The following is a 19395-nucleotide window of genomic DNA, read 5'->3' as shown; positions in this document are numbered from 1 at the left end:
ATTTGACAATCAAGTTTTTTCAATGCATATCATTTGGAAAACTTATATATGGCTTTCACGTGACATCCACGCGTGTGCTAAGTCCCCGATTTGCTTACAAAGGCGACCGCCTGAAGCCGCTGCGGGCGTTCTGCCAGACCGCCCGTTTGGGCTCTGTCTCACGTGCGGCTGAGGCGCTGTACCTGAGCCAGCCGGCGGTAACGCTTCAGCTTCAGGCCCTGGAGCGCGAAATGGGGGTGCGTCTGTTAGAGCGCAGCGGCCGCCGCCTGAGCCTGACCCGCGAGGGCCAGGAGCTGTACGAACTGGCCCGGCCGCTGGTCGAGGGCCTGGACGGGCTGGACGGCGCCTTTCGCGAACGCATCCGCGGCCTGGACGCGGGCGACCTCAACGTCGCCGCCGGCAGCTCGACCATCCTGTATCTGCTGCCCAAGATCGTCGAAGCCTTCCGCGCGGCCCATCCGGAGGTGCGGCTGACCCTGCACAACGTCACCGGCGCCGGCGGCCTGGACCTGCTGCGCTCGGACGGGGTGGACCTGGCGGTCGGGTCGATGCTGGATGTGCCCGGCGACCTGAGCTACGCGCCGGTGTATCGGTTCGAGCCGATGTTGATCACGCCGAAGGATCACCCGTTGGCGAAGCTAGAAAAGTTGACGCTGCAGGATCTGAGTCCCTTCGGTCTTATCTTGCCGCCGCAGCGACTTACGACTTACCGCATGGTTGACTTGGTGTTCCAGCAGAACCGGGTGCCGTACACGGTCGCGCTGGAAGTCGGCGGCTGGGAGGTGATCAAGCAATACGTGGCGATGGGGCTGGGCATCAGCATCGTCACCGCGATCTGCCTGACCGATGCCGATCGCGCGCGGCTGTCGGCGCGTTCGCTGGCCGACTACTTCCCCTCGCGCAGTTACGGCGTGGTGGTGCGCAAGGGCAAGTACCTGTCGCCGCAGGCGCGCGCTTTCACCGAGTTGATCCAGCCGGATCTGTTCGTGCGTGGCGACTATTACGCGACCGGGCAATCCGATCGCTGACGATTTCGTCCGTAGCCCCTGTAGGAGCGGCGCGAGCCGCGACCGCGATACCGCAGGTACGACGCCTGCGTCGCAGTGGCGTCATCTTCACCCGCGGCCCTATCGGCTTTACCGAGGTGGCGTGGTATCTGCGGTGTCGCGGTCGCGGCTCACGCCGCTCCTACAGGTAGACAATGAACCTTCGATGCTGTGCGAAAGCCCCTCTCCCGCTTGCGGGGTGAGGGGCCGTGCTTGCGAGCCACCGGCTCGCACGGCACCGAACGCCCGAACGCTATGCGTTCGGGCTGGGGCGGGGTTGGGGTGAGGGCCGATCAATACCGCGCAGTCACCCGCACACCACTGAACGCACTCACGCCATACAAGCTGACGTACACATACCCGGCCTGCGGCTGCGAGACCGTCACCGACTCGCCGTTGCCCGCATTGGTCGAACGGTACTGGTACGACTCACGCGTCGCCCAGTTGCGCGTGCTCGCATACATGTCGGCATTGCCGCTGCCGCCGCTGCTGGCGAAACTCAGCTGGCTGGTGCCGGCCGGCAGGTACAGATAGAAGTAGGCGTAGTTGCCCGCGCTCGCCGCGACATTGCTGCGCGCGCAGTTCTTGCCGAGCACCCGCACATCGTTGCCCACGCATTCGGGCAGGCCCGGCGCGCTGACCGCGACGGTCTTGCTGACGCTGTGGCTGGCGCCGCGATCGTCGGTGACGGTCAGCTGCACGGTGTAGCTTCCGGCGGCGGCGTAGGTCTTGCTCGGGTTGGTGGCCGTGGAGCTGCTGCCGTCGCCGAAGTTCCAGCTGCGCGAAACGATGCGGCCGTCGGCGTCGCTGGAGCTGTCGCTGAAGTTCACGGTCAAACCGGTGATCGCGAAACCGAAGCCCGCTTGCGGCGGTTGGTTCGGCGTAGTGCCGCAGTTCGGCGAATCCGGCTGCGCCACGCACGGCAGCCAGGCGCGGAACGCCGCGTCGTTGCTGCTGCCCAGGCTGGCCATGTAGCTGGCGTAGCCGGTGTAGTTGCCGGGACGGAAGTAACCCAGGATCGCGTTCACCTGATCGTGGCGCTGCTCGAACATGAAACGCACCGCCAGATAACCCCAGCGATAGACCAGGGTCTGGCCGCTGTTGTAGTCGTTCTGGTAGACCTTGCTGAGCGCATAAGTCGCGCGCGCGGCCTCGTCCCGCGCGCCGTCGTTGGCCACGCCGCGGTAGCTGTACGACAGGTACTCGGCGAAACCTTCGATCCACCACACCGTCTTTTGCGCGATCGCGTCCTCGAAGTCGCCCCACATGTTGAAGCGGCCGTCGAGGTAATGGACGTACTCGTGGGTGAGGTTCCAGATCTCGAAGGTCTGCGGACGCAGCCACTCGGCTTCATAGGCGATGAAGCGCGCCTGGTTGCCGGGCAGCGACGGATCGCCTTCCAGGTACATGCCGCCGTTGTTGGTGTCGATGCCGTAGATCGCGCCGGCGTAGATGCCGTAATCGTCGCTGCTGTCGAACACGGTCATTTCCAGGCTCGCGTTGCCGTCGCCGTTGACCGGCGCGCCGCTGGTGGCGAGCGCGTTGTGGAAATAGGTTTCCTGCCCGGCCACGGTGGCGCAGGTCGAGGCCAGTTCCGCCGCGCTCATCGATTGCGCGCGCAGCCGCAGGGTCGGGCTGCAGGTGTGGCGGATCGGCAATGCCGCCGCTTCGACCCGGGCGACGAAACCGCACAGGCCGTAGTAGGCGCAATTGGCCTGGTCGTAGTAATCGACCATCTCGCCGACGCCGACCCACAGCCGCGCAGTCGGGCCGGTCACCGCCGAGCGATCGATCAGCGCTTTCACCCGCGCCCGCGTCAGGGTCTTCAAGGCGCCGTCGTATTGCAGAAAGCGACCGAGCTCGCGACCGGCGTTGGCGACCAAGTACGCGTTGTCGCCGCCGAGCAGGCCGAAGTTGCGGTCGGCGAATCCGTACAAGGTCTCGACGATGGAACTGTCCGACTGCACCAACGCGCGGAACGCCGCGTCCTGATGGCCGCGGAAGGTGATCGTGTAAGCGTTGTTGACCGCCACCTTCATCCAGTAGAACGCGTTGTAACTGGCGTTGTAACCGTCGAGCAGACGCTTGACCACGGACAGATAACGCGCGTTCTCGGCCGAGCTGTCGATCAGGGTGACAAACTCGGCCAGCACTTCGCCGTGCACATCGTTGACCAGGCCGAAGCGGGCGTTGCCGGCGAACGCGTCCAGCGCTGAACGGATCGCGTTGCGCAGCGGAGCGCCGTACGCGCCGACGCTGGTGTCGTAGTACTGCACGTAGTAACCCGCGCGCAGGAACAGCACCAGTTGCAAGGTGCTGTCGGCATTGGTGCCGCCGTAGCCGCGCGCCGAGGTGGCGAAGGCATTGGCGATGCTGACCATCTGCGCTTCGCGGAAGGTGGCGTAGGCATTGGGCCCGCTGACGTTGAACAACTGGTTGACGCAGTCGGCGCTGGCGGTCTTGACCGCGCTGACCAGCGCAGTGCCGCTGAGCGCGCCGAACGCATTGGGGTCGCAAGCCGCCGCCTTCGCGCGTGCCGAGGCATGCGCGAACGATGGACGGCGCAGCAGATCGCGGCGCGTTTGCGCGCCGTCGTAGGCGCTGTCGGCGCGATCGACCAGGGACGGTTGCTGCGGCGCGCGGCGCGACGGTGCGAGCGCGCGATCTTGCTGATGTTCGCCGAACAACTGGCGTTCGGTGGCGGGTTGTCGCGGCAGGCCGATGATTGCCGTGGCGCGCGGTTGCGCCATTGGTGCTTGCGAATTCACGGCAACGATGAGGCCATGCGAATCCGCGCTCGGCTGCGCTTGCGACGACGCCGGCGCGACCACGCGCGCCTGCACCGATTCGAGCATGGACGCCCACGGCAAGGCATAACTGAAACAACTCACGACACTGACGGCCAGACCAAGCATGAGCGCTTGGCGCGTCCGCGGTTTGGGTGCGAAGGACATCGACGATCTCCTTGAAGGTAAGACCACGCGCAGGCGACGCCCGCGCGGATGCGCGGCGTGGCGGCCCGGGGTCGCGGTGATGGGTGCTGCGACTGCAAGTGGTGCGGATGCTGCGCGGTGCGGTCGGACGGTTGGATGGCGAGCGGCTCTCCGGCGTCGGAACGGGCGCGTGCGGCGTGCGGCGCGGGAACGCGCAGCCGGCATGACGATGCAGGGCATCGGGGTCCGGTTCCGCGATCGGTGGCACACGACCCATTGCGCCGGCTGCGGGCATGCGCCGACCCGGCCGTCGAGCGGCCGCGCGTGCGTATCCCGGTCACCGCGACTGCCCCCTCAGGCATGAGTCGCCCGATTGCCGCGGCCTTCCCCCTGCGTGTCATACGGCGGACACGGAAAGCTGCATATCGGTATAACGTATACGTTATATGCCTTGTTCATGCCGCTTCCGTGATCTCGGTCGTGGCTTGGTGTGCCAGTACCAGCCCGTGGCGGCACGCCGACGAACGGTCGGGGCTGGATCGTCTCGCCCGCCACCGAAAGCATCGAGGTCTGTTGTGGGAGGGGCTTCAGGCCCGACACTTTTCGATCCGCCTCGACTTGACTTCCAAGCGACCTGAGACAAGAGCGTCGGGCCTGAAGGCCCTCCCACAAAGGACTTCGGCTTCTGCGCAAATTGCCGAGGATGCAGAGCCAGATCCCGAGGCCGGTAAAACCTGCAAGTTCGCAAAACCCGACGCCTGCAAGCCCGCAAACTCCGAGGTCTATGTCGGTGGGGCTCCACCCCGACGCTTCTGTGCGCCCAAGCCGAACCCGACCGGCGAGCCGACCCCGACTTCAAACCACCCGGACTCGCGCACTGAAGCCCCAGCCCGCATTCGCGAGCGCGCGGCGGTTGGTTAGACTGACCGAATGAGCATCGTCCCCCGTTCGTTGTCCGACCAAGCCTTCGAAGTGGTCCGCGAACGGATCCTGTCGACCCAGATTCCGCCGCTGGCGCCGATCCGTCAGGAATTGCTGGCCGAGGAACTCGGCATCAGCAAGATTCCGCTGCGCGAGGCGCTGGGCCGGCTCGAACAGCAGGGCCTGCTGTCGTCGCACCCCAACCGGGGCTTCTTCGTGCCGGCGCTGACCTCGGCCGAGGCCGAAGAAGTGTTCGCGCTGCGGCTGAAGATCGAACCCGAGGCCGCCGCCGACGCCAGCCTGTGCGCCGACGAAGGCGAACGCGCGGCCGCGCGCGCGGCGCTGACCGCGCTGGAAAACGCCGGCACCGCCGACGCCCACGCCACGGTCCGCTTCAACCGTAGCTTTCACCTCGCGTTGGTGCGGCCGGGCGGCAAGCACATCACCGCGCAACTGGTCGAACGCCTGCAGGTGCTGGCCGAGCGCTACGTGCGCAAGCATCTGGAACCGGCCGGGCGCGAAGCGCGCGCGGCCAGCGAACATCGCGCCATCCTCGAGGCCTGGCTCGCGCGCGACGCCGCGCTGGTGAGCCGGCTGTTGTCCGGACACATCGTCACCACCCTGCACGACCTGCGCGAGCAACTGGAACAGATCGGCCCCGACGAGCCGATCAAGCCCGCGCGTCGGCGGCGGCGCACGGTGGATTGACCGGGAGGCCGGGCTTTTCCCTCTTCATTGCCACGAGCGCGGGCTTCGGTCTGTTTCGACGCAACCGAATATCCAGCGACTTCGAACGTTCCGGCGCGAAAGCCGTGGATGCACGACGGCGCCGAGCTGAAGCACGGCCCGCGTTCGCGGGAGTGACGAGCAGGTTTGGCGCAACCTCGCGCGGCCCTCAAACCGTGCCGTGGTGCTTACCCTGCCAGGGCTTGTACCAGTCGCGGATGCGGCGCATGTCGGCGTCCATGTCCTCGCCGAGGTGGAACATCTCGCCGATCCCGATGATCTTGTCGGGGTAGTGGAAATACGCCGGCACCACCGGCACGTCGGCGGCCTTGGCGATCTTCCAGAACCCGGCCTTCCAGCGTTCCACCGCCTTGCGCGTACCCTCCGGCGCGATCCCCAGCCAGAAACGCTCGGCGCCGCGGATCATCGCCACGGCCTGCTCGATCACCCCGTGCGCGGCGTTGCGGTTGATCGGAATCACCCCGAGCCGGCGCAGCAGCATGCCCAGCAGCGGCACCCGGAACAGCGATTCCTTGGCGATGATCTTCACGTCCAGGCCCATCGCCGCCTTGGCCGCGAAGCCCCAAACGCCGTCCCAGTTGGACGAATGCGGCGCGCCGATCAGCACCGCGCGCGGGATGTCGGGAAACGCGCCGACCATGCGCCAGCCGCCCAGCCGCAGGATGCTGCGGCCGATCCAGCGGGTCAGGCGGTTGCGCCGCACCTGCGGCACCTTCGGCGGCAACGGCAGCACGACGGGCAATTGATCGTCGTTCGAATCGTTGTTTCGATCGCTAGACATGCACGCTCCGTCGTCAGTCCCAATCGCGTTGCGCGCGGTTGCGCTTGGTCGCGCCGCGCTCTTTCTTGGCCCCGATCCGGCGCTCCTTGGCGGCGCGGCTGGGTTTGGTGGCGATGCGCGGCTTGGGCACATGCAGGCCGCTTTCGACGAACGCGGCCAGGCGCACGCGCGCGTCCTCGCGGTTGCGTTCCTGGGTGCGAAAGCGCTGCGCGCTGATCACCAGCACGCCTTCCAGGGTCACCCGCCGGTCGCGCTTGGTCAGCAGACGTTCGCGCACGGCCTCGGGCAGCGAAGGCGACTGCGCGATATCGAAGCGCAGTTCCACCGCTGTCGCGACCTTGTTGACGTTCTGCCCGCCCGGGCCGGTCGAACGCACGAAGCGCTCGACCAACTCCTGTTCGGGGATGGTGATTTCCGGTTCCGCCATGCTCTCCTCCGGGGCCGATTGTAGACCGGCGCGCGTTCACGTCCATGACGCGGCCTAGACCGGGCCCGGCGTTTGCGACCCGCGTCGTTGACGCGACCGGCCCCCGGGGCGACCATGCCAGACCGGTCCATGGAGGAACCCCCGCATGCTGCGTCCATCCCGCCCGCTTCTCGCGTCCTTGTTCGCCGCTTGCCTGCTGGCCGTGCCGGCGCTGGCCTGCGCGCAAGGCTACGACCCCGCGCGCGTGCAGTCGATCAGCGACCCGCGCTTCCAGAACCAGATCATGCAGTCCAGCCAGGCCGTGGCCGAGGCGCTGGTCGGCCGCCGCGCGAACGCGACCGATCAGGAAATCCTGCGCAAGTTCGCCGGCCAGCAGAGCAGCTTCCTGCGGACCTTGGAGAACGCCGCGCGGGCGATGCCGCAGAACGGCTACGACGGCTACGACAACCGTTACGACAGCGGCAACGGCTACGACGGCCGCGGCATGAGCTCGGGCGACCTGCAGGCGATCGCCGAGCTGTCACGCACGCCCGAAGGCCGGCGTGTGCTTGAGCAGCTGACCAACCAGCGCTACAACAACGGTAACTCGGGTTACGACTCGGGCTACAACGGCTACCAGCAGGGCGGCTATCCGCAGAACAACCAGCAAAAGCCCGCGCAGGTATTGCGCGATGCGCTGCTGCAGGATCTGACCAACGCCGCGTCGAATGCGGCGTATGGGCAGCCGGTGTATCGCGGCAACGGCGTGCATCCCTGAGCTATGCGGATGCGTCGGAGCGGATCGTTCGCTCCACACACGGCCTAAGGCCACGAGGGCTGAGCCCTTCTCCCGCACGGAGTTGAGTCCTTCTCCCGCTCAGCGGGAGAAGGTGCCCGAAGGGCGGATGAGGGCGCTCGCAATCTGAGTGACGACGGCAAATGTCAGCCCGCGCGCCCTCACCCCAACCCTCTCCCGTAAACGGGAGAGGGAGCAGATCGTCGCGCCGCGCCGACCGCAGCGCATTGACGACACACGCCCGCGCGCCCGACCATGCGGCTCCACGCATGGAGCACCCCGCATGAAATCCGTTTACCGTCTGCCCGCCATCCTGCTGTCGACCAGCGCCCTGTCGCTGGCCTTGCTCGCCGCGCCGGCCCAGGCCGCGCCGCCGACCGACGCCCAGGTCGACAAGCTCATGCAGACGATGAATTACGAGCGCATGAAGCGCGAGATCGTCCAGCAGATGAACGCGTCCACCCAGGGCATGGCCGAGGCGATGGCCGGCACCAAGCTCAGCCCGGCCCAGCGCCAGTCGCTGCAGCGTTCGATGGACAAGATGATGGCCCGCGCCGACCAGCTGCTGGCCTGGGAGAACGTCGCCCCGATCTACCGCAAGGTCTACCGCGACACCTTCCAGGCCAACGAAGTGCAGGCCATGATCGATTTCTACGGCACGCCCGAAGGCCGCAGCATCCTGGAGAAGATGCCCAAGGCGATGGGCCAGACCATGCAGGAAATGCAGCCGCTGATGAAGAAGATGTTCGAACAGATCCAGCAGGACCTGCAGAAGGACATCCGCCAGATCACCGACGAAGCGCCGCCCGCGCCGCCGGCACCGCCCATCCCGGTCACGGTCCCGGAACCGCCGCCGGTGATCGTCAACCAGGGTCAGTAACCGGGTTATCGGCTCACGCCGCCGGTTCGAACAAGGCCAGCGCCTTGGCGAACTGCGCATCCACCGGCGCGACCACCTGCATCCGCTCGCCGCTGCGCGGATGCAGGAACGCCAGCCGCTGCGCGTGCAGCAGCATGCGGTGGATCCCCATCATGCGGAAACTGCGGTTGTGGCGGCCGTCGCCGTGGCTGGTGTCGCCGATCAGGTGATGCGACAGATGCTTGAGATGGCGACGGATCTGGCGGAACCGCCCGGTCAGCGGCTGCGCGCGCAGCAGCGCGTAACGCGAGGTCTCGAAGCCCGACGACGGCAGCGCCAGCTCAGTCCGGCCCAGCACCGCGAACCGGGTCTGCGCCGGCTTCTTGAGCGGTTTGCCGGGGCCGCCGTCGAGATCGTGATCGACCTCGAACACGTCCTGCGCCGGCCAGCCGCGGCACACCGCGAGGTAATCCTTCTCGACCTCGCGCGACATCAGCACCTTGCCCAGGTCCGAGGCGGTCTGCCGATCGAACGCCAGCAGCAGGCAGCCGCTGGTGGCGCGGTCGAGCCGGTGGACCAGGAAGATCGGCCGGCCGAACTGGTCGCGCAAACGGTCGGCGGCGAAGTCGGTCTCGCCGCGCGCCAGCGCGCTGTCGTGAACCATCAGCCCCGCCGGCTTGTCGATAACCGCCAGAACCTCGTCGGCGTACAGCACCGGCAGTTCGGCCGGGACGGCGACGGATGCATCGTCGCCGTCGAAGGCGTCGTCGGCGCAAGTCAGTTCGTGGTTCATGCGGCCGTGGGTCCGAAACGAAGGATCGACGGCCATTTTCGTCTATTTGCCGCGTCTCCACCCAGACTCGCCGCGCTGCTACCTTGATCGCTTCGCGCTTCATCGTTCATCGCCGCCCGCAACTCAGGACCGTTCATGCCTTTACGCCGCTCTTCCGCCCTCTCCGCCTCGCTCAGCCTCGCTCTGGCGATCGCGCTGGGCAACGCCCACGCCGCCACTTCGCCGCCGCCCGCCGGCGTCAGCACCGGGCCCTGCGTGGAAGGCATCTGCGAATACCGGCTGGGCAATGGCCTGCGCGTGCTGCTGTTTCCCGACGCGACCCAGCCCACGGTGACCGTCAACCTGATCTACAACGTCGGCTCGCTGCAGGAGAACTACGGCGAAACCGGCATGGCCCACCTGCTCGAACACATGCTGTTCAAGGGCACGCCGAGCCATCGCGAGATCCCGGCCGAGATGAAGAAGCGCGGCATCAACTACAACGCGCAGACCTCGCAGGACCGCACCAACTACTTCGCCTCGTTCCCGGCCAACGACGCCACGCTGGACTGGCTGCTGGCGCTGGAAGCCGACCGCATGGTCCATTCCGACATCGCCCGCAAGGACCTCGACAGCGAGATGACCGTGGTCCGCAACGAGATGGAAAGCGGCGAAAACAGCCCGGTGTCGGCGCTGATCGAACGCGTGCGTTCGACCGCGTACCTGTGGCATCACTACGGCAACGACACCATCGGCGCGCGCAGCGACGTCGAGCAGGTGCCGATCGAACGCCTGCAGGCCTATTACCGCGCCTGGTACCGGCCCGACAACGCGACCCTGGTGCTGGCCGGACGGATCGATCCGGACAAGACCCTGGCCGCGGTCGCGCAACGCTTCGGCGCGCTGGTCAAGCCCAGCGAGCCGATGCGCGCGTTCTACACCCGCGAGCCCGCGCAGGACGGCGAACGCGAGGTCACCGTGCGCCGGGTCGGCGACGTGCGCGTGCTGATGAGCGCGTACCACATCCCCGCCGGCACCCATCCCGACGCCGCGCCGCTCGGCGTGCTCGACGACATCCTCGGCCACGTGCCCGGCGGCCGCCTGCACAAGGCGCTGGTCGAATCCGGCCTGGCCGCGAGCATCGGCGCCGGCAGCGAACAGCGTCGCGATCCGGGCCTGATGACCGCGCTGGCCGCGCTGCCGAAGGACGCCGACGCGGCCAAGGCCGAGCAGGTGCTGATCGATCAGCTCGAACAGATCCAGCGCCAGCCGATCACCGCCGAGGAAGTCGCCAGCGCCAAGCAGCGCATCGCCAACGGCTTCGAACTGGCCTACACCAACGTTTCCGGCGTGGCGATGGGCCTGTCGGACGCGGTCGCGGCCGGCGATTGGCGTTTGTACTTCCACTACCGCGACGCGCTGGAGAAAGTCAGCGCCGACGACGTCAACCGGGTCGCGCGCACCTACCTGCAATCGAGCAACCGCACCTTCGGCCGCTTCGAACCGACCCAGGCGCCCAAGCGCGTCGACATCGCCCCGGCGCCGAGCGCGGCGAGCGTGTTGCAGGGCTACACCGGCAAGACCGCGTTGCAGGCCGGCGAACACTTCGACCCGACCCCGGCCAACATCGACGCGCGCACCCAGACCTTCACCCTCGACACCGGCGCTGGCGGCGGCTTGAAGATCGCGCTGCTGCCGAAGAAGACCCGCGGCGGCACGGTAAACGTCGCGGCCTCGTTCAATTTCGCCGACGCCGATGCGCTGAAGGGCCATGACGTCGCCGGCAACGTCGCCGGCGCGCTGCTGATGCGCGGCAGCAAGGCGCTGAGCCGCGAACAGATCGACGCGCGTTTCGACACGCTGAAAACCGCCGCGCGCATCGGTGGCGGCCTGCAATCGGCGCGCATCGACCTGAGCACCCGCCGCGAGCAACTCGCCGACGCGCTCGCGCTAGCCGCGCAGGTGCTGCGCACGCCGAGTTTCCCGGACAAGGAATTCGAGCAGTATCGCCTGCAGGCGATCACCGGCCTGGAAGCCTCGCGCCAGGAACCGGGCAGCATCGCCGGCATCGCGATGAGCAAGCATTTCGATCCGTGGCCGGCCGGCCATCCGCTGCATGCATTGGATCTGGACGAATCCTTGGCCGCGATCAAGGCGCTCAAGATCGAGGACGTGCGCGCCTTCCATCGCGATTTCTACGGCACCGCCGAAGGCCAGATCAGCGTGGTCGGCGATTTCGATCCGGTCGCGGTCAAGCAGCAGTTGCAGCGGTTGTTCGCCGATTGGCGTTCGCCGAAGCCGTACGCGCCGATCTCCACCCGCTACACCGCGGTGGCGCCGCAACAGCAGCGCTTCGAAACCCCGGACAAGGCCAACGGCGTGCTGCTGGCGCGCGCGAACATTTCGCTCAAGGACACCGATGCGGATTTCCCGGCGCTGATCGCGGCCAACTACATCCTCGGCGGCGGTTCGATCAAATCGCGCCTGGCCGATCGCATCCGCCAGAAGGACGGCCTGAGCTACGGCGTGGGCAGCGATATCGACGCCGACAGCAGCCGCGACGGCCGCGACGATGCCGGCAACTGGTCGATGCAAGCGATCGCCGCGCCGCAGAACCTCGGCAAGGTCGAGACCGCGATGCGCGAGGAACTCGCGCGGCTGATCAAGGACGGCGTCGCCGCCGACGAATTGCGCGACGCGGTGTCGGGCCTGTTGACCCAGCGCGAACAGGCGCGCGCGTCCGACCCGGCGATCGCCGGCGGCCTGGTCAGCAACTTGTTCTATGGCCGCACCATGCAGTTCTCGGCCGACCTGGACGCGAAGTTCAAGGCCTTGACGGTGGAGTCGGTGAATGCGGCGATCCGCAAGCACCTCAAGCCGGAGCAACTGAGCGTGTACACCGCCGGTGACTTTGCCGCGGCTGCGAAAAAATCCGGCGTGAACTGAGTCGCCGGGGCCGCTGGAGCCACCGAAGCGTCCGAAGCCACCAGCCTCACCGATCCCACCTAACGGGTTCCCCCCTTTGCAAAAGGGGGGCCAGGAGGGATTTGCTTTTTGCTTTTGCTCTTCACCGCAAGCAAAAGCAAAAGCAAATCCCCCACGTCCGCTTCGCGGCCGTTCGCCCCCTTTGTCAAAGGGGGCAAAAGCAAGGGCGCATGCGAATGATCGGGGTGGTGTCGGACGGTTCCGGATCGTCCAGATCGAGTCACGGGAATCCGATCCGATCCGACCCGGAGCGATCGGAGTGGTCGAATCGAATCGAATCGAATCGAATCGAATAAATCAGATCACATCAAACCGACCTAACGCGATTCGCGCTTGCCCCGCGGCCACGCCGCCAGCAACGCCCACAAACCGCCCAGCCCGGCGATCCACGACGACGCCGGAATCGACCACAAACGCGGCCCGCCCGCTTCCAGCCCGAACAGCACCGCCGCCACGATCAACAGACCAGTGCCGAGAATCGCCGCCACAGTGCGGCGCACCGCGTCGCGGATGCTGCGGTTGAGATCGGTGATGTCGGTCGAACGCATCTTCAGTTCGTGCTGGCCCGACACCTGCTGGCTCAGCCATGCATGCAGCAGGCGCGGCATTTCCGGCGCGCGGGTCACGAACTCGGGCAGGCGCTTGCGGAACTCGGTCGCCAGCCGCTGCGGGCTGTAGCGCTCCAGCAAGATGCGTTGCAGCACCGGCCGCGCCACCGCCCAGATATCGAGCTTGGGATCGAGCAGGCGGCCCACGCCTTCGATATTGAGCAAGGTTTTCTGCAGCAGGATCAGTTGCGGCTGCAAGGTCAGTTCGTAGCGCTGCGCGGTGCGGAACAGCTTGACCAGCACCTCGGCCAGCGAGATCTCGCTCAGCGGCCGGGTGAAGTACGGCTCGCACACCGCGCGCGTGGCCGCTTCGAGTTCGTCGATGCGGATGTGCGCGGGAATCCAGCCGGCCTGCACGTGCAGCTCGGCGATGCGGCGGTAGTCGCGGTTGAAGATCGCCATGAAGTTTTCGGCGAGGTAATACTGATCCTCGTCCGACAACTGGCCCATGATGCCGAAGTCGAGCGCGATGAAGCGCGGATTGCGCCGGCGCGACGGGTCGCTGTCGACCCAGATGTTGCCGGCGTGCGCATCGGCGTGAAAGAAATTGTCGCGGAACACCTGGGTGTAGAACACCCGCACGCCCTTGGCCGCGAGCGCGCTGCGGTCGATGCCGGCGGCATCCAGTGCGGCGATGTCGTCGGAGGGAATGCCGTAGACGCGCTCCAGGGTCAATGCGCGTTCGCTGGTATGCGACCAGATCACCTCGGGCACGTACATGTCGTCGCTGTCGGCCCAGAACCGGCGCAGCACGCTGGCGTTGGCGCCTTCGCGCTGCAGGTCGAGTTCGGCGGCCAGCGTGCTTTCGATTTCGGCGACGATCGCGCGCGGGCGGATCTTGTCGGCGGCCGGATGGGCCCGATCGACCAGCGCGGCCAGCGCGTTCAACAGCGCGATATCGCCGGCGATCTTGCCCTCGATATCCGGACGCAGCACCTTGACCACCACCTCGCGCGCCGGCTTGCCGTTTTCCGGCGCCAGCCGCGCGGCGTGCACCTGGGCGATCGAGGCCGAGGCCAGCGGTTCGATATCGAAGGATTCGAACGCGTCCTCGATGCTGCGCTCGAGCGTGCCCTCGACGATGCGGCGCGCGGTCTCGCCGTCGAACGGCGCGACCCGGTCTTGCAGCAAGGCCAGTTCGATCGCGATGTCCGGCGGCACCAGGTCGCGGCGGGTCGACAGGATCTGCCCGAACTTGACGAAGATCGGCCCGAGTTCCTGCAACACCAGACGCAAACGCGCGCCGCGCGACATCGCCGCGATTTCGGCCGAGGCGCGCGGCACGAACGGGCGCGCGAGCTTCAGCCAGCGCTCGGCCGGGGTGCCGTCGAGCAGGTCGTCGAGGCGATAGCGCAGCAGCACGCGGCCGATGCGCCAGGCGCGGATGGCCGACCTCATGCGCCGCGCCTCGCGCGATCGCGCGCACGCGCCACGCGCGCGGCCGCGCGCTCGACATCGTCGCGCAGCACATCGACATCGTCGTGGAAGGCATTGAGTTCGTCGCGCGGGACCACGTCGCGCGATTCCTCGGTCACGTATTCGGCGACATTGCTGGCCAGCGCGCCGGCGGCGTCGCGAGCATGGCGCAGGGCGCCGGACACCGCGTGCGCGATCTGCACGCCGGCGACTTCGCCGAACACGGTGGTGAAGGGTTGTTGCCAATCCGGATCGAAACGTTCGGCCAGACGCTGCAGGCGGCGGGCCAGATCGGCGTCGCCTTCGATCCGCATCTTGCCGACCGGCGCGGCCTGCTCATTGCGCGCGGCGCCGAGCAGGTTGGGCAGTTGCGAGAAGATCGCGCCGAGGGTGCTGCGCACCGACAGATCGGGTTCGTCGCTGTCGCGCACCGGCCCGACTTCGAGCCGCTCACCGGCGACCAGGATGCGCAGCGCCAGCGGCGGCGAGGCCAGATGCAGGGCGACGCTGCGGCCATCGAGCGCACGCAGGCTGTCGCGGGTATCGGGGTCGAGCGCCAGCGCGCGGTTGAGCGCGGCTTCCAGCGCGCGTCCGGCCAATGGCTTGAGCGAGGACAGGAACGAGGGATCTGAGGCGGTCATGCGGCCATTGTAGCCCTCAGGCCGAGTCCATCCATGCATCGATGCCGGCGACGGCGAGCGAAATGGAACGGGCGAAATAGAGCGGGCGAAATACAGACGGTCCGGCCGAACGCACGCCGGCCCGCGCGATGCGCGGGCCGGCGGCGGAACGCTCGAGCGTCGGAGCGGGCGTCAGGCGACCTTGCGGCCGCGGAACAGCGAGATGATCGCCAGGATCACGAACACGACGAACAGGATCCAGGCGATGTTGCTGGCGGCGCCGGCGATGCCGGTGAAGCCCAGGACCGCGGCGATGATCGCGATGACGAAGAAGACGGCGGCGTAGTGAAGCATGGGGGAACCTCCTGGCATGAGAGAAAGCCACCACCGGGCTAGGTTTCCCGATGGCACGGTCCGATCCTGTGCCAGCGAAGGTTGTCAGCCGGTGACGATGGGCGCCTGCGTGCAGGCGGCCTTCAGCCGGGTGAGTCCTTCGTGAAAACTGACCTTCGGCACGTAACCGAAATCGCGCGTCGCCGGGGCCATGTCGTACCAATGCGTGGTCGACAACTGCTCGGCGAGAAACCGGGTCATCGGCGGCTCGCCCTTGAGCGGCAACGCATGCCACAGCACCTCGCACACCGCGCCGATGGCGTAGGCGGCGCCGAACGGCAAGGTCTTGTCGACCTGCGGCGCGCCGACCGCGCCGAGCAGGCCGTTGAGGGTTTCGCGCAAGGTCTTGGGCTCGCCGTTGCTGATGAAGTAGGCGCGGCCGGCGCAGGCGGCGCCAGGTGCGAGATGATCGAACGCATCGAAATGCGCCTGCGCGGCGTTGTCGATGTAGGTCGTGTCGATGCGGTTGTTGCCGTCGCCGACGAAGCGCAGGCGGCCGGCGTTGGCGCGCTGGACCAGTCGCGGCAGCAGTTGATTGTCGCCCACGCCCCAGATCAGGCGCGGACGCAGCGCGACGGTGGCGAGCTGCGCATCGTTGGCGGCGAGCACGGCTTTTTCGGCGATGGTCTTGGTGGTCGCGTACGCGGCCTTGAAGCCTTCGCCGTAGGGCACGGTGTCGGCGGTGCCGCCTTCGACCGGATGGGTCGCGCGGTGAGTCACGCTGGGCGTGGAGGTGTAGACGAGTTTGCCGATCCGGTGCTCGCGGCAGGCCGCGAGAACATTCTCGGTGCCGACCACGTTGGCCTGGTGGTAGCTGTCGTAGCTGCCCCAAGCGCCGGCCTTGGCGGCGTTGTGGAAGATCGCCTCGCAGCCTTGCGCGGCGGCGATCACCGCGGCGCGATCGGCGAGGTCGCCTTGCACCTGGGTCACGCCGAGCGCATCGAGCGCGGGGTAGTGACCGCGGTTGAAACTGACGACGTCGTGGCCGCGCGCGACCAGGCCGCGGCATAGCGCCTGGCCGAGGAATCCGCCGCCGCCGGTGACCAAAATCTTCATAGCATCAGTCCCGAAGTCATAGAGATAAAAGTGATCATGCTAAGTCGCACAAAGCCCGATCGATGCATCGCCACGATCCCCGACTGGATGTCCGACTGTAGGAGCGGCGTGAGCCGCGACCTCACCGTTGCGACGCATGTGTGATGTCGCGGTCGCGGCTCACGCCGCTCCTACAGGGGGCTTACCGACTTTCGGTGGCCTGGGCTTGCAGGGTGAGTTTTTCGCGACCGATCTTCGCGTTATGCCGAATATCCACCGGAAACCCCGGATGGAAACGGAACCGCTCGATCCCGGCGGTATGCGCATGCGCCGCGCCTATCGCGCGCAACTCCTCGACGATGCGTTCGCGCTCGGTATTACCGATGCGCGGCTTGTGCAGTTCCACCCACAGCAGCGGCAGCTGCGCGCCTTTCGCGCCGGTGCCGACCAGCGCGGTGCGGCGCACCTTGGGATGGGTGTTGAACACCGGTTCGACCTGCTCGGTGTACAGCGGGCCGTTCGTGGTCTCGACCCGGTGGGTCTTGCGTCCGCAGAACCACAGCCGGCCTTGTTCGTCGAGATAGCCCACATCGCCCATGCGATGGACGATGCGCTCGGCGCCATCGGCATGTTCGCGAATCTTCGCCAACTTGGTCATCGCGTCGCGATTGAAATAACTGTCGGTGGCGGTCGGCCCGGCGACGGTGATTTCGCCGACCACGCCGGCCTCTACCAGCAAGTCGTCGGACCAATGTTCGATCGGCGCATCGTCGATGCGGATGATGCGTACGTCGTTGCGCGCCACCGCGCGGCCGACGCAGGTGCCGGCGCCGGCTTCGGTAGCGGCGCGGGTGGATTGCAGTTCGCGGCCTTCGATCACCGCGACCGGCAGGCATTCAGTGGCGCCGTACGGGGTCCAGAACTGGGCGTCGTCGGGCAGCAGTTCGCGCAGACGCGCAACCGTGTCCGGCGGCACCGGCGCGCCGGCCGAGGTGACCCGCTTGATCGTCGGCATCGGCTGGCCGTGCCGCGCCAGCACCGCCATCAGCGCCGGCGAACCGAACAGCTGATCGCAGCCGAAGCGGTTGATCGAATCGAGCAGCTTGAGCGGATCGGCCTGCGCCGGCCGGGTCGGGTCCATGTCGGGAATGACCGAGGTCAGCCCCAGCGCCGGATCGAACAGGGCGAACGGCGGGAACGTCGGCAGATCGACGCCGCCGGGCACGATGCCGAAGGCCTCGCCCATCATTTCGATCTGGGCGACGAAGTGGCGATGGCGGAACACCACGCCCTTGGGCACCCCGGTCGAGCCGCTGGTGAACACGATCGCGGCGACTTCATCGGGTTTGGTGTCGGCCAGTTGCGAACCCACCCCCGCACCGGCGCGTTCGACCCGCTCGAGCGTGTCGTCGGCCAGGAAGGCGCGCTTGCCGGTGGTGATGCGGATGCGCGCGGATTTCGCCCAGCCCAGCACCACCCGCGCGACATGCGCCAGCGGAATGCCGATGAAGGCTTCCGGCGCGGCCTCGTCCAGGCATTGGCGCAGCGCGCGCTTGTCGATGCCCGGGTCGATCAGCACCGGCACCGCGCCGGCCTTGAACAGGGCGAACATCAGCAGGAAGAACTCCGGCGACGGCCGCACCATGATCGCCGCGCGAGTGCCGCGCACGATCCCGCGCTTCGCCAGGCCGGCGGCGATCGCATCGCTGCGGCGGTCGAGTTCGCCGTAGGTCAGCTCGACGTCGTAACTGGCCAGGCCGTCGGCGCGGCGCGTGCCGGGGCAGCGCATCGCCACGCGCTGCGGCGATTGCGCGGCCAACCGCGGCAAGGCGGCGGCAATGTTGCAGGTGGCGTGGTCGGGTGCGGCGTCCATGCGGACCTCAGCTCAGCGGGTGGCGGTCGAGGAAGGCGCGGATCTCCGGCACGAGCAGCTCGGCCTTGTCTTCCAGCACGTAATGCCCCGCGTCCTTGAACGCATGCACCTGCGCCTGCGGCAGCGCGTCGGTGAAGCCTTTGAGGAAATGATGGTCGAACACGAAATCGGCCAGGCCCCAGCCGATGAAGGCCGGGCGGTCGGCGTACTCGGGCAGCTTGCGACCCATCGCCTGCACCAGCGGCCAGGCCTTGTCGCCGTCGCCCAGTGGAATGTCCTGGACGAAACGCGAGGTGGCGATGCGGTTGGCCCAGCTGTCGTACGGCGCGACATAGGCGCGGCGCACCTGCGCCGGCATCGCCTTGACCACGCCCAGGCGCGAGGCGCCACCGGCGAAGGCGTTGAAGCCGCGGATCAGGCCGGTGCCGATCGACGAATCGCGGCCCAGGCGCAGGCGCTTGGGCAGCGGCTTGGCCGCCGGCAACGGGAACGCGCCGGTGTTGGTGATCACCAGTCGCTTGATCTGATCGGAATGCTTGAGCCCCCAGCCGAAGCCGATGCCGCCGCCCCAGTCGTGCACGGCCAGGGTCATCGGACCGGTGATGCCGAGGTGGCGCAGCAGCGTTTCGACGTCGTCGACGCGCGATTGCAGGGTGTATTCGTAGCCGGCGTCGTCGGGCTTGTCGGACAGGCCCATGCCGACGTGGTCGGGGACGATGCAGCGGTAGCGATCGCTCAGCCCGCGGACCAGCTTGCGCCAGTAAAAGCTCCACGACGGGTTGCCGTGCAGCATCACCACGACTTCGCCGTCGCGCGGGCCCTCGTCGAGATAGCTCATGCCGATGCCCGGGCGGACCTCGAAACGCCGCGGCTGGAAGGGATAGTCGGGGAAGCGGGAGCTGGAGCTGGACGTCATCGGCGACTCGGTAAGCGGCGCGCGCGGGGGGCGGGCCTGGCGGACAGGGCGACATTATCGGCTGTTTGGGGCCGGGAATCGGGAATTGGGAATGGGGAATCGGCCGTGACGATCCGTAACTCGAACGCTGCCGCCGTCGAATGAGGCCACGCGGCTTCGGGTCTCGGCGCTGAAGCTTCCTCTCACGGAGCCATCGTGCCCACCCGATCGCCGCACCCCGCTCTTCCGATTCCCGACTCCCCATTCCCGACTCCCCGTTCCCGATTCCCCATTCCCCATTCCCGATTC

General features: G+C 67.4%; 16 protein-coding genes. 5 read left to right on the top strand and 11 right to left on the bottom strand.

The features are described 5' to 3' along the window. Positions 1–59: 59 nt before the first annotated feature. A complete protein-coding gene (locus AC3A4T_RS17530; protein WP_487676530.1) occupies positions 60–1028 on the top strand; it encodes a LysR family transcriptional regulator in 969 nt (322 codons plus the stop codon). A 311-nt stretch (positions 1029–1339) separates the two neighbouring features. On the opposite strand, the gene AC3A4T_RS17525 is transcribed toward AC3A4T_RS17530, so the two are convergent. Both AC3A4T_RS17525 and AC3A4T_RS17520 read right to left on the bottom strand, forming a co-directional pair. Next, positions 1340–4000: a collagenase gene (locus AC3A4T_RS17525; protein WP_487676529.1), complete on the bottom strand. Its 2661-nt coding sequence runs from the start codon at positions 3998–4000 to the stop codon at positions 1340–1342. Between the two features lie 421 nt (positions 4001–4421). Then, positions 4422–4649, bottom strand: a complete 228-nt coding sequence (locus AC3A4T_RS17520; protein ID WP_487676528.1) for a DUF6053 domain-containing protein — start codon at positions 4647–4649, stop codon at positions 4422–4424. 260 nt (positions 4650–4909) lie between these two features. Between AC3A4T_RS17520 and AC3A4T_RS17515 the strand changes: the two genes are divergently transcribed. Then, positions 4910–5608 carry a GntR family transcriptional regulator gene (locus AC3A4T_RS17515; protein ID WP_487676527.1) on the top strand — a complete coding sequence of 233 codons (699 nt, stop codon included), beginning with the start codon at positions 4910–4912 and terminating at the stop codon, positions 5606–5608. Positions 5609–5795: 187 nt separating this feature from the next. On the opposite strand, the gene AC3A4T_RS17510 is transcribed toward AC3A4T_RS17515, so the two are convergent. Then, the gene (locus AC3A4T_RS17510) at positions 5796–6428 is read right to left on the bottom strand and encodes a 1-acyl-sn-glycerol-3-phosphate acyltransferase (protein WP_487676526.1); all 633 of its coding nucleotides are present in this window, start codon (positions 6426–6428) and stop codon (positions 5796–5798) included. A 13-nt stretch (positions 6429–6441) separates the two neighbouring features. Further along, on the bottom strand, positions 6442–6855 hold the full coding sequence (arfB, locus tag AC3A4T_RS17505; protein ID WP_057920462.1) for an alternative ribosome rescue aminoacyl-tRNA hydrolase ArfB: 414 nt from the start codon (positions 6853–6855) through the stop codon (positions 6442–6444). Positions 6856–7000: 145 nt separating this feature from the next. Between arfB and AC3A4T_RS17500 the strand changes: the two genes are divergently transcribed. Further along, entirely contained in the window at positions 7001–7612 is a 612-nt protein-coding gene (locus AC3A4T_RS17500; RefSeq protein WP_487676525.1) for a hypothetical protein, read from the top strand. A gap of 301 nt (positions 7613–7913) precedes the next feature. Then, the gene (locus tag AC3A4T_RS17495; protein ID WP_487676524.1) at positions 7914–8510 is read left to right on the top strand and encodes a DUF2059 domain-containing protein; all 597 of its coding nucleotides are present in this window, start codon (positions 7914–7916) and stop codon (positions 8508–8510) included. Positions 8511–8523: 13 nt separating this feature from the next. On the opposite strand, the gene AC3A4T_RS17490 is transcribed toward AC3A4T_RS17495, so the two are convergent. Continuing rightward, positions 8524–9282 carry a pseudouridine synthase gene (locus tag AC3A4T_RS17490; RefSeq protein ID WP_487676523.1) on the bottom strand — a complete coding sequence of 253 codons (759 nt, stop codon included), beginning with the start codon at positions 9280–9282 and terminating at the stop codon, positions 8524–8526. Positions 9283–9417: 135 nt separating this feature from the next. On the opposite strand from AC3A4T_RS17490, the gene AC3A4T_RS17485 reads away from it, so the two are divergent. Further along, positions 9418–12207 carry a M16 family metallopeptidase gene (locus tag AC3A4T_RS17485; protein ID WP_487676522.1) on the top strand — a complete coding sequence of 930 codons (2790 nt, stop codon included), beginning with the start codon at positions 9418–9420 and terminating at the stop codon, positions 12205–12207. A 356-nt stretch (positions 12208–12563) separates the two neighbouring features. On the opposite strand, the gene ubiB is transcribed toward AC3A4T_RS17485, so the two are convergent. The 6 genes from ubiB to AC3A4T_RS17455 form a co-directional block, all read right to left on the bottom strand. Further along, on the bottom strand, positions 12564–14252 hold the full coding sequence (ubiB, locus tag AC3A4T_RS17480) for a ubiquinone biosynthesis regulatory protein kinase UbiB (RefSeq protein ID WP_487676521.1): 1689 nt from the start codon (positions 14250–14252) through the stop codon (positions 12564–12566). Continuing rightward, complete coding sequence (locus AC3A4T_RS17475; protein WP_487676520.1) at positions 14249–14911, bottom strand: ubiquinone biosynthesis accessory factor UbiJ; 663 nt, start codon at positions 14909–14911, stop codon at positions 14249–14251. Before AC3A4T_RS17475 ends, ubiB begins: the two co-directional genes overlap by 4 nt. A 171-nt stretch (positions 14912–15082) precedes the next feature. Continuing rightward, complete coding sequence (locus tag AC3A4T_RS17470) at positions 15083–15244, bottom strand: DUF1328 domain-containing protein (protein ID WP_036107675.1); 162 nt, start codon at positions 15242–15244, stop codon at positions 15083–15085. 84 nt (positions 15245–15328) lie between these two features. Further along, positions 15329–16339 (bottom strand): 2-alkyl-3-oxoalkanoate reductase, encoded by a 1011-nt coding sequence (gene oleD, locus AC3A4T_RS17465; RefSeq protein ID WP_487676519.1) that lies wholly within the window; start codon positions 16337–16339, stop codon positions 15329–15331. Positions 16340–16520: 181 nt separating this feature from the next. Beyond that, entirely contained in the window at positions 16521–18191 is a 1671-nt protein-coding gene (gene oleC, locus AC3A4T_RS17460) for an olefin beta-lactone synthetase (RefSeq protein ID WP_487676518.1), read from the bottom strand. A gap of 7 nt (positions 18192–18198) precedes the next feature. Then, entirely contained in the window at positions 18199–19107 is a 909-nt protein-coding gene (locus AC3A4T_RS17455) for an alpha/beta fold hydrolase (protein ID WP_487676517.1), read from the bottom strand. Positions 19108–19395 lie beyond the last annotated feature (288 nt).

Source organism: Lysobacter sp. Soil_N_51, assembly GCF_057655755.1.
This window is presented reverse-complemented; position numbering and strand designations above follow the sequence as displayed.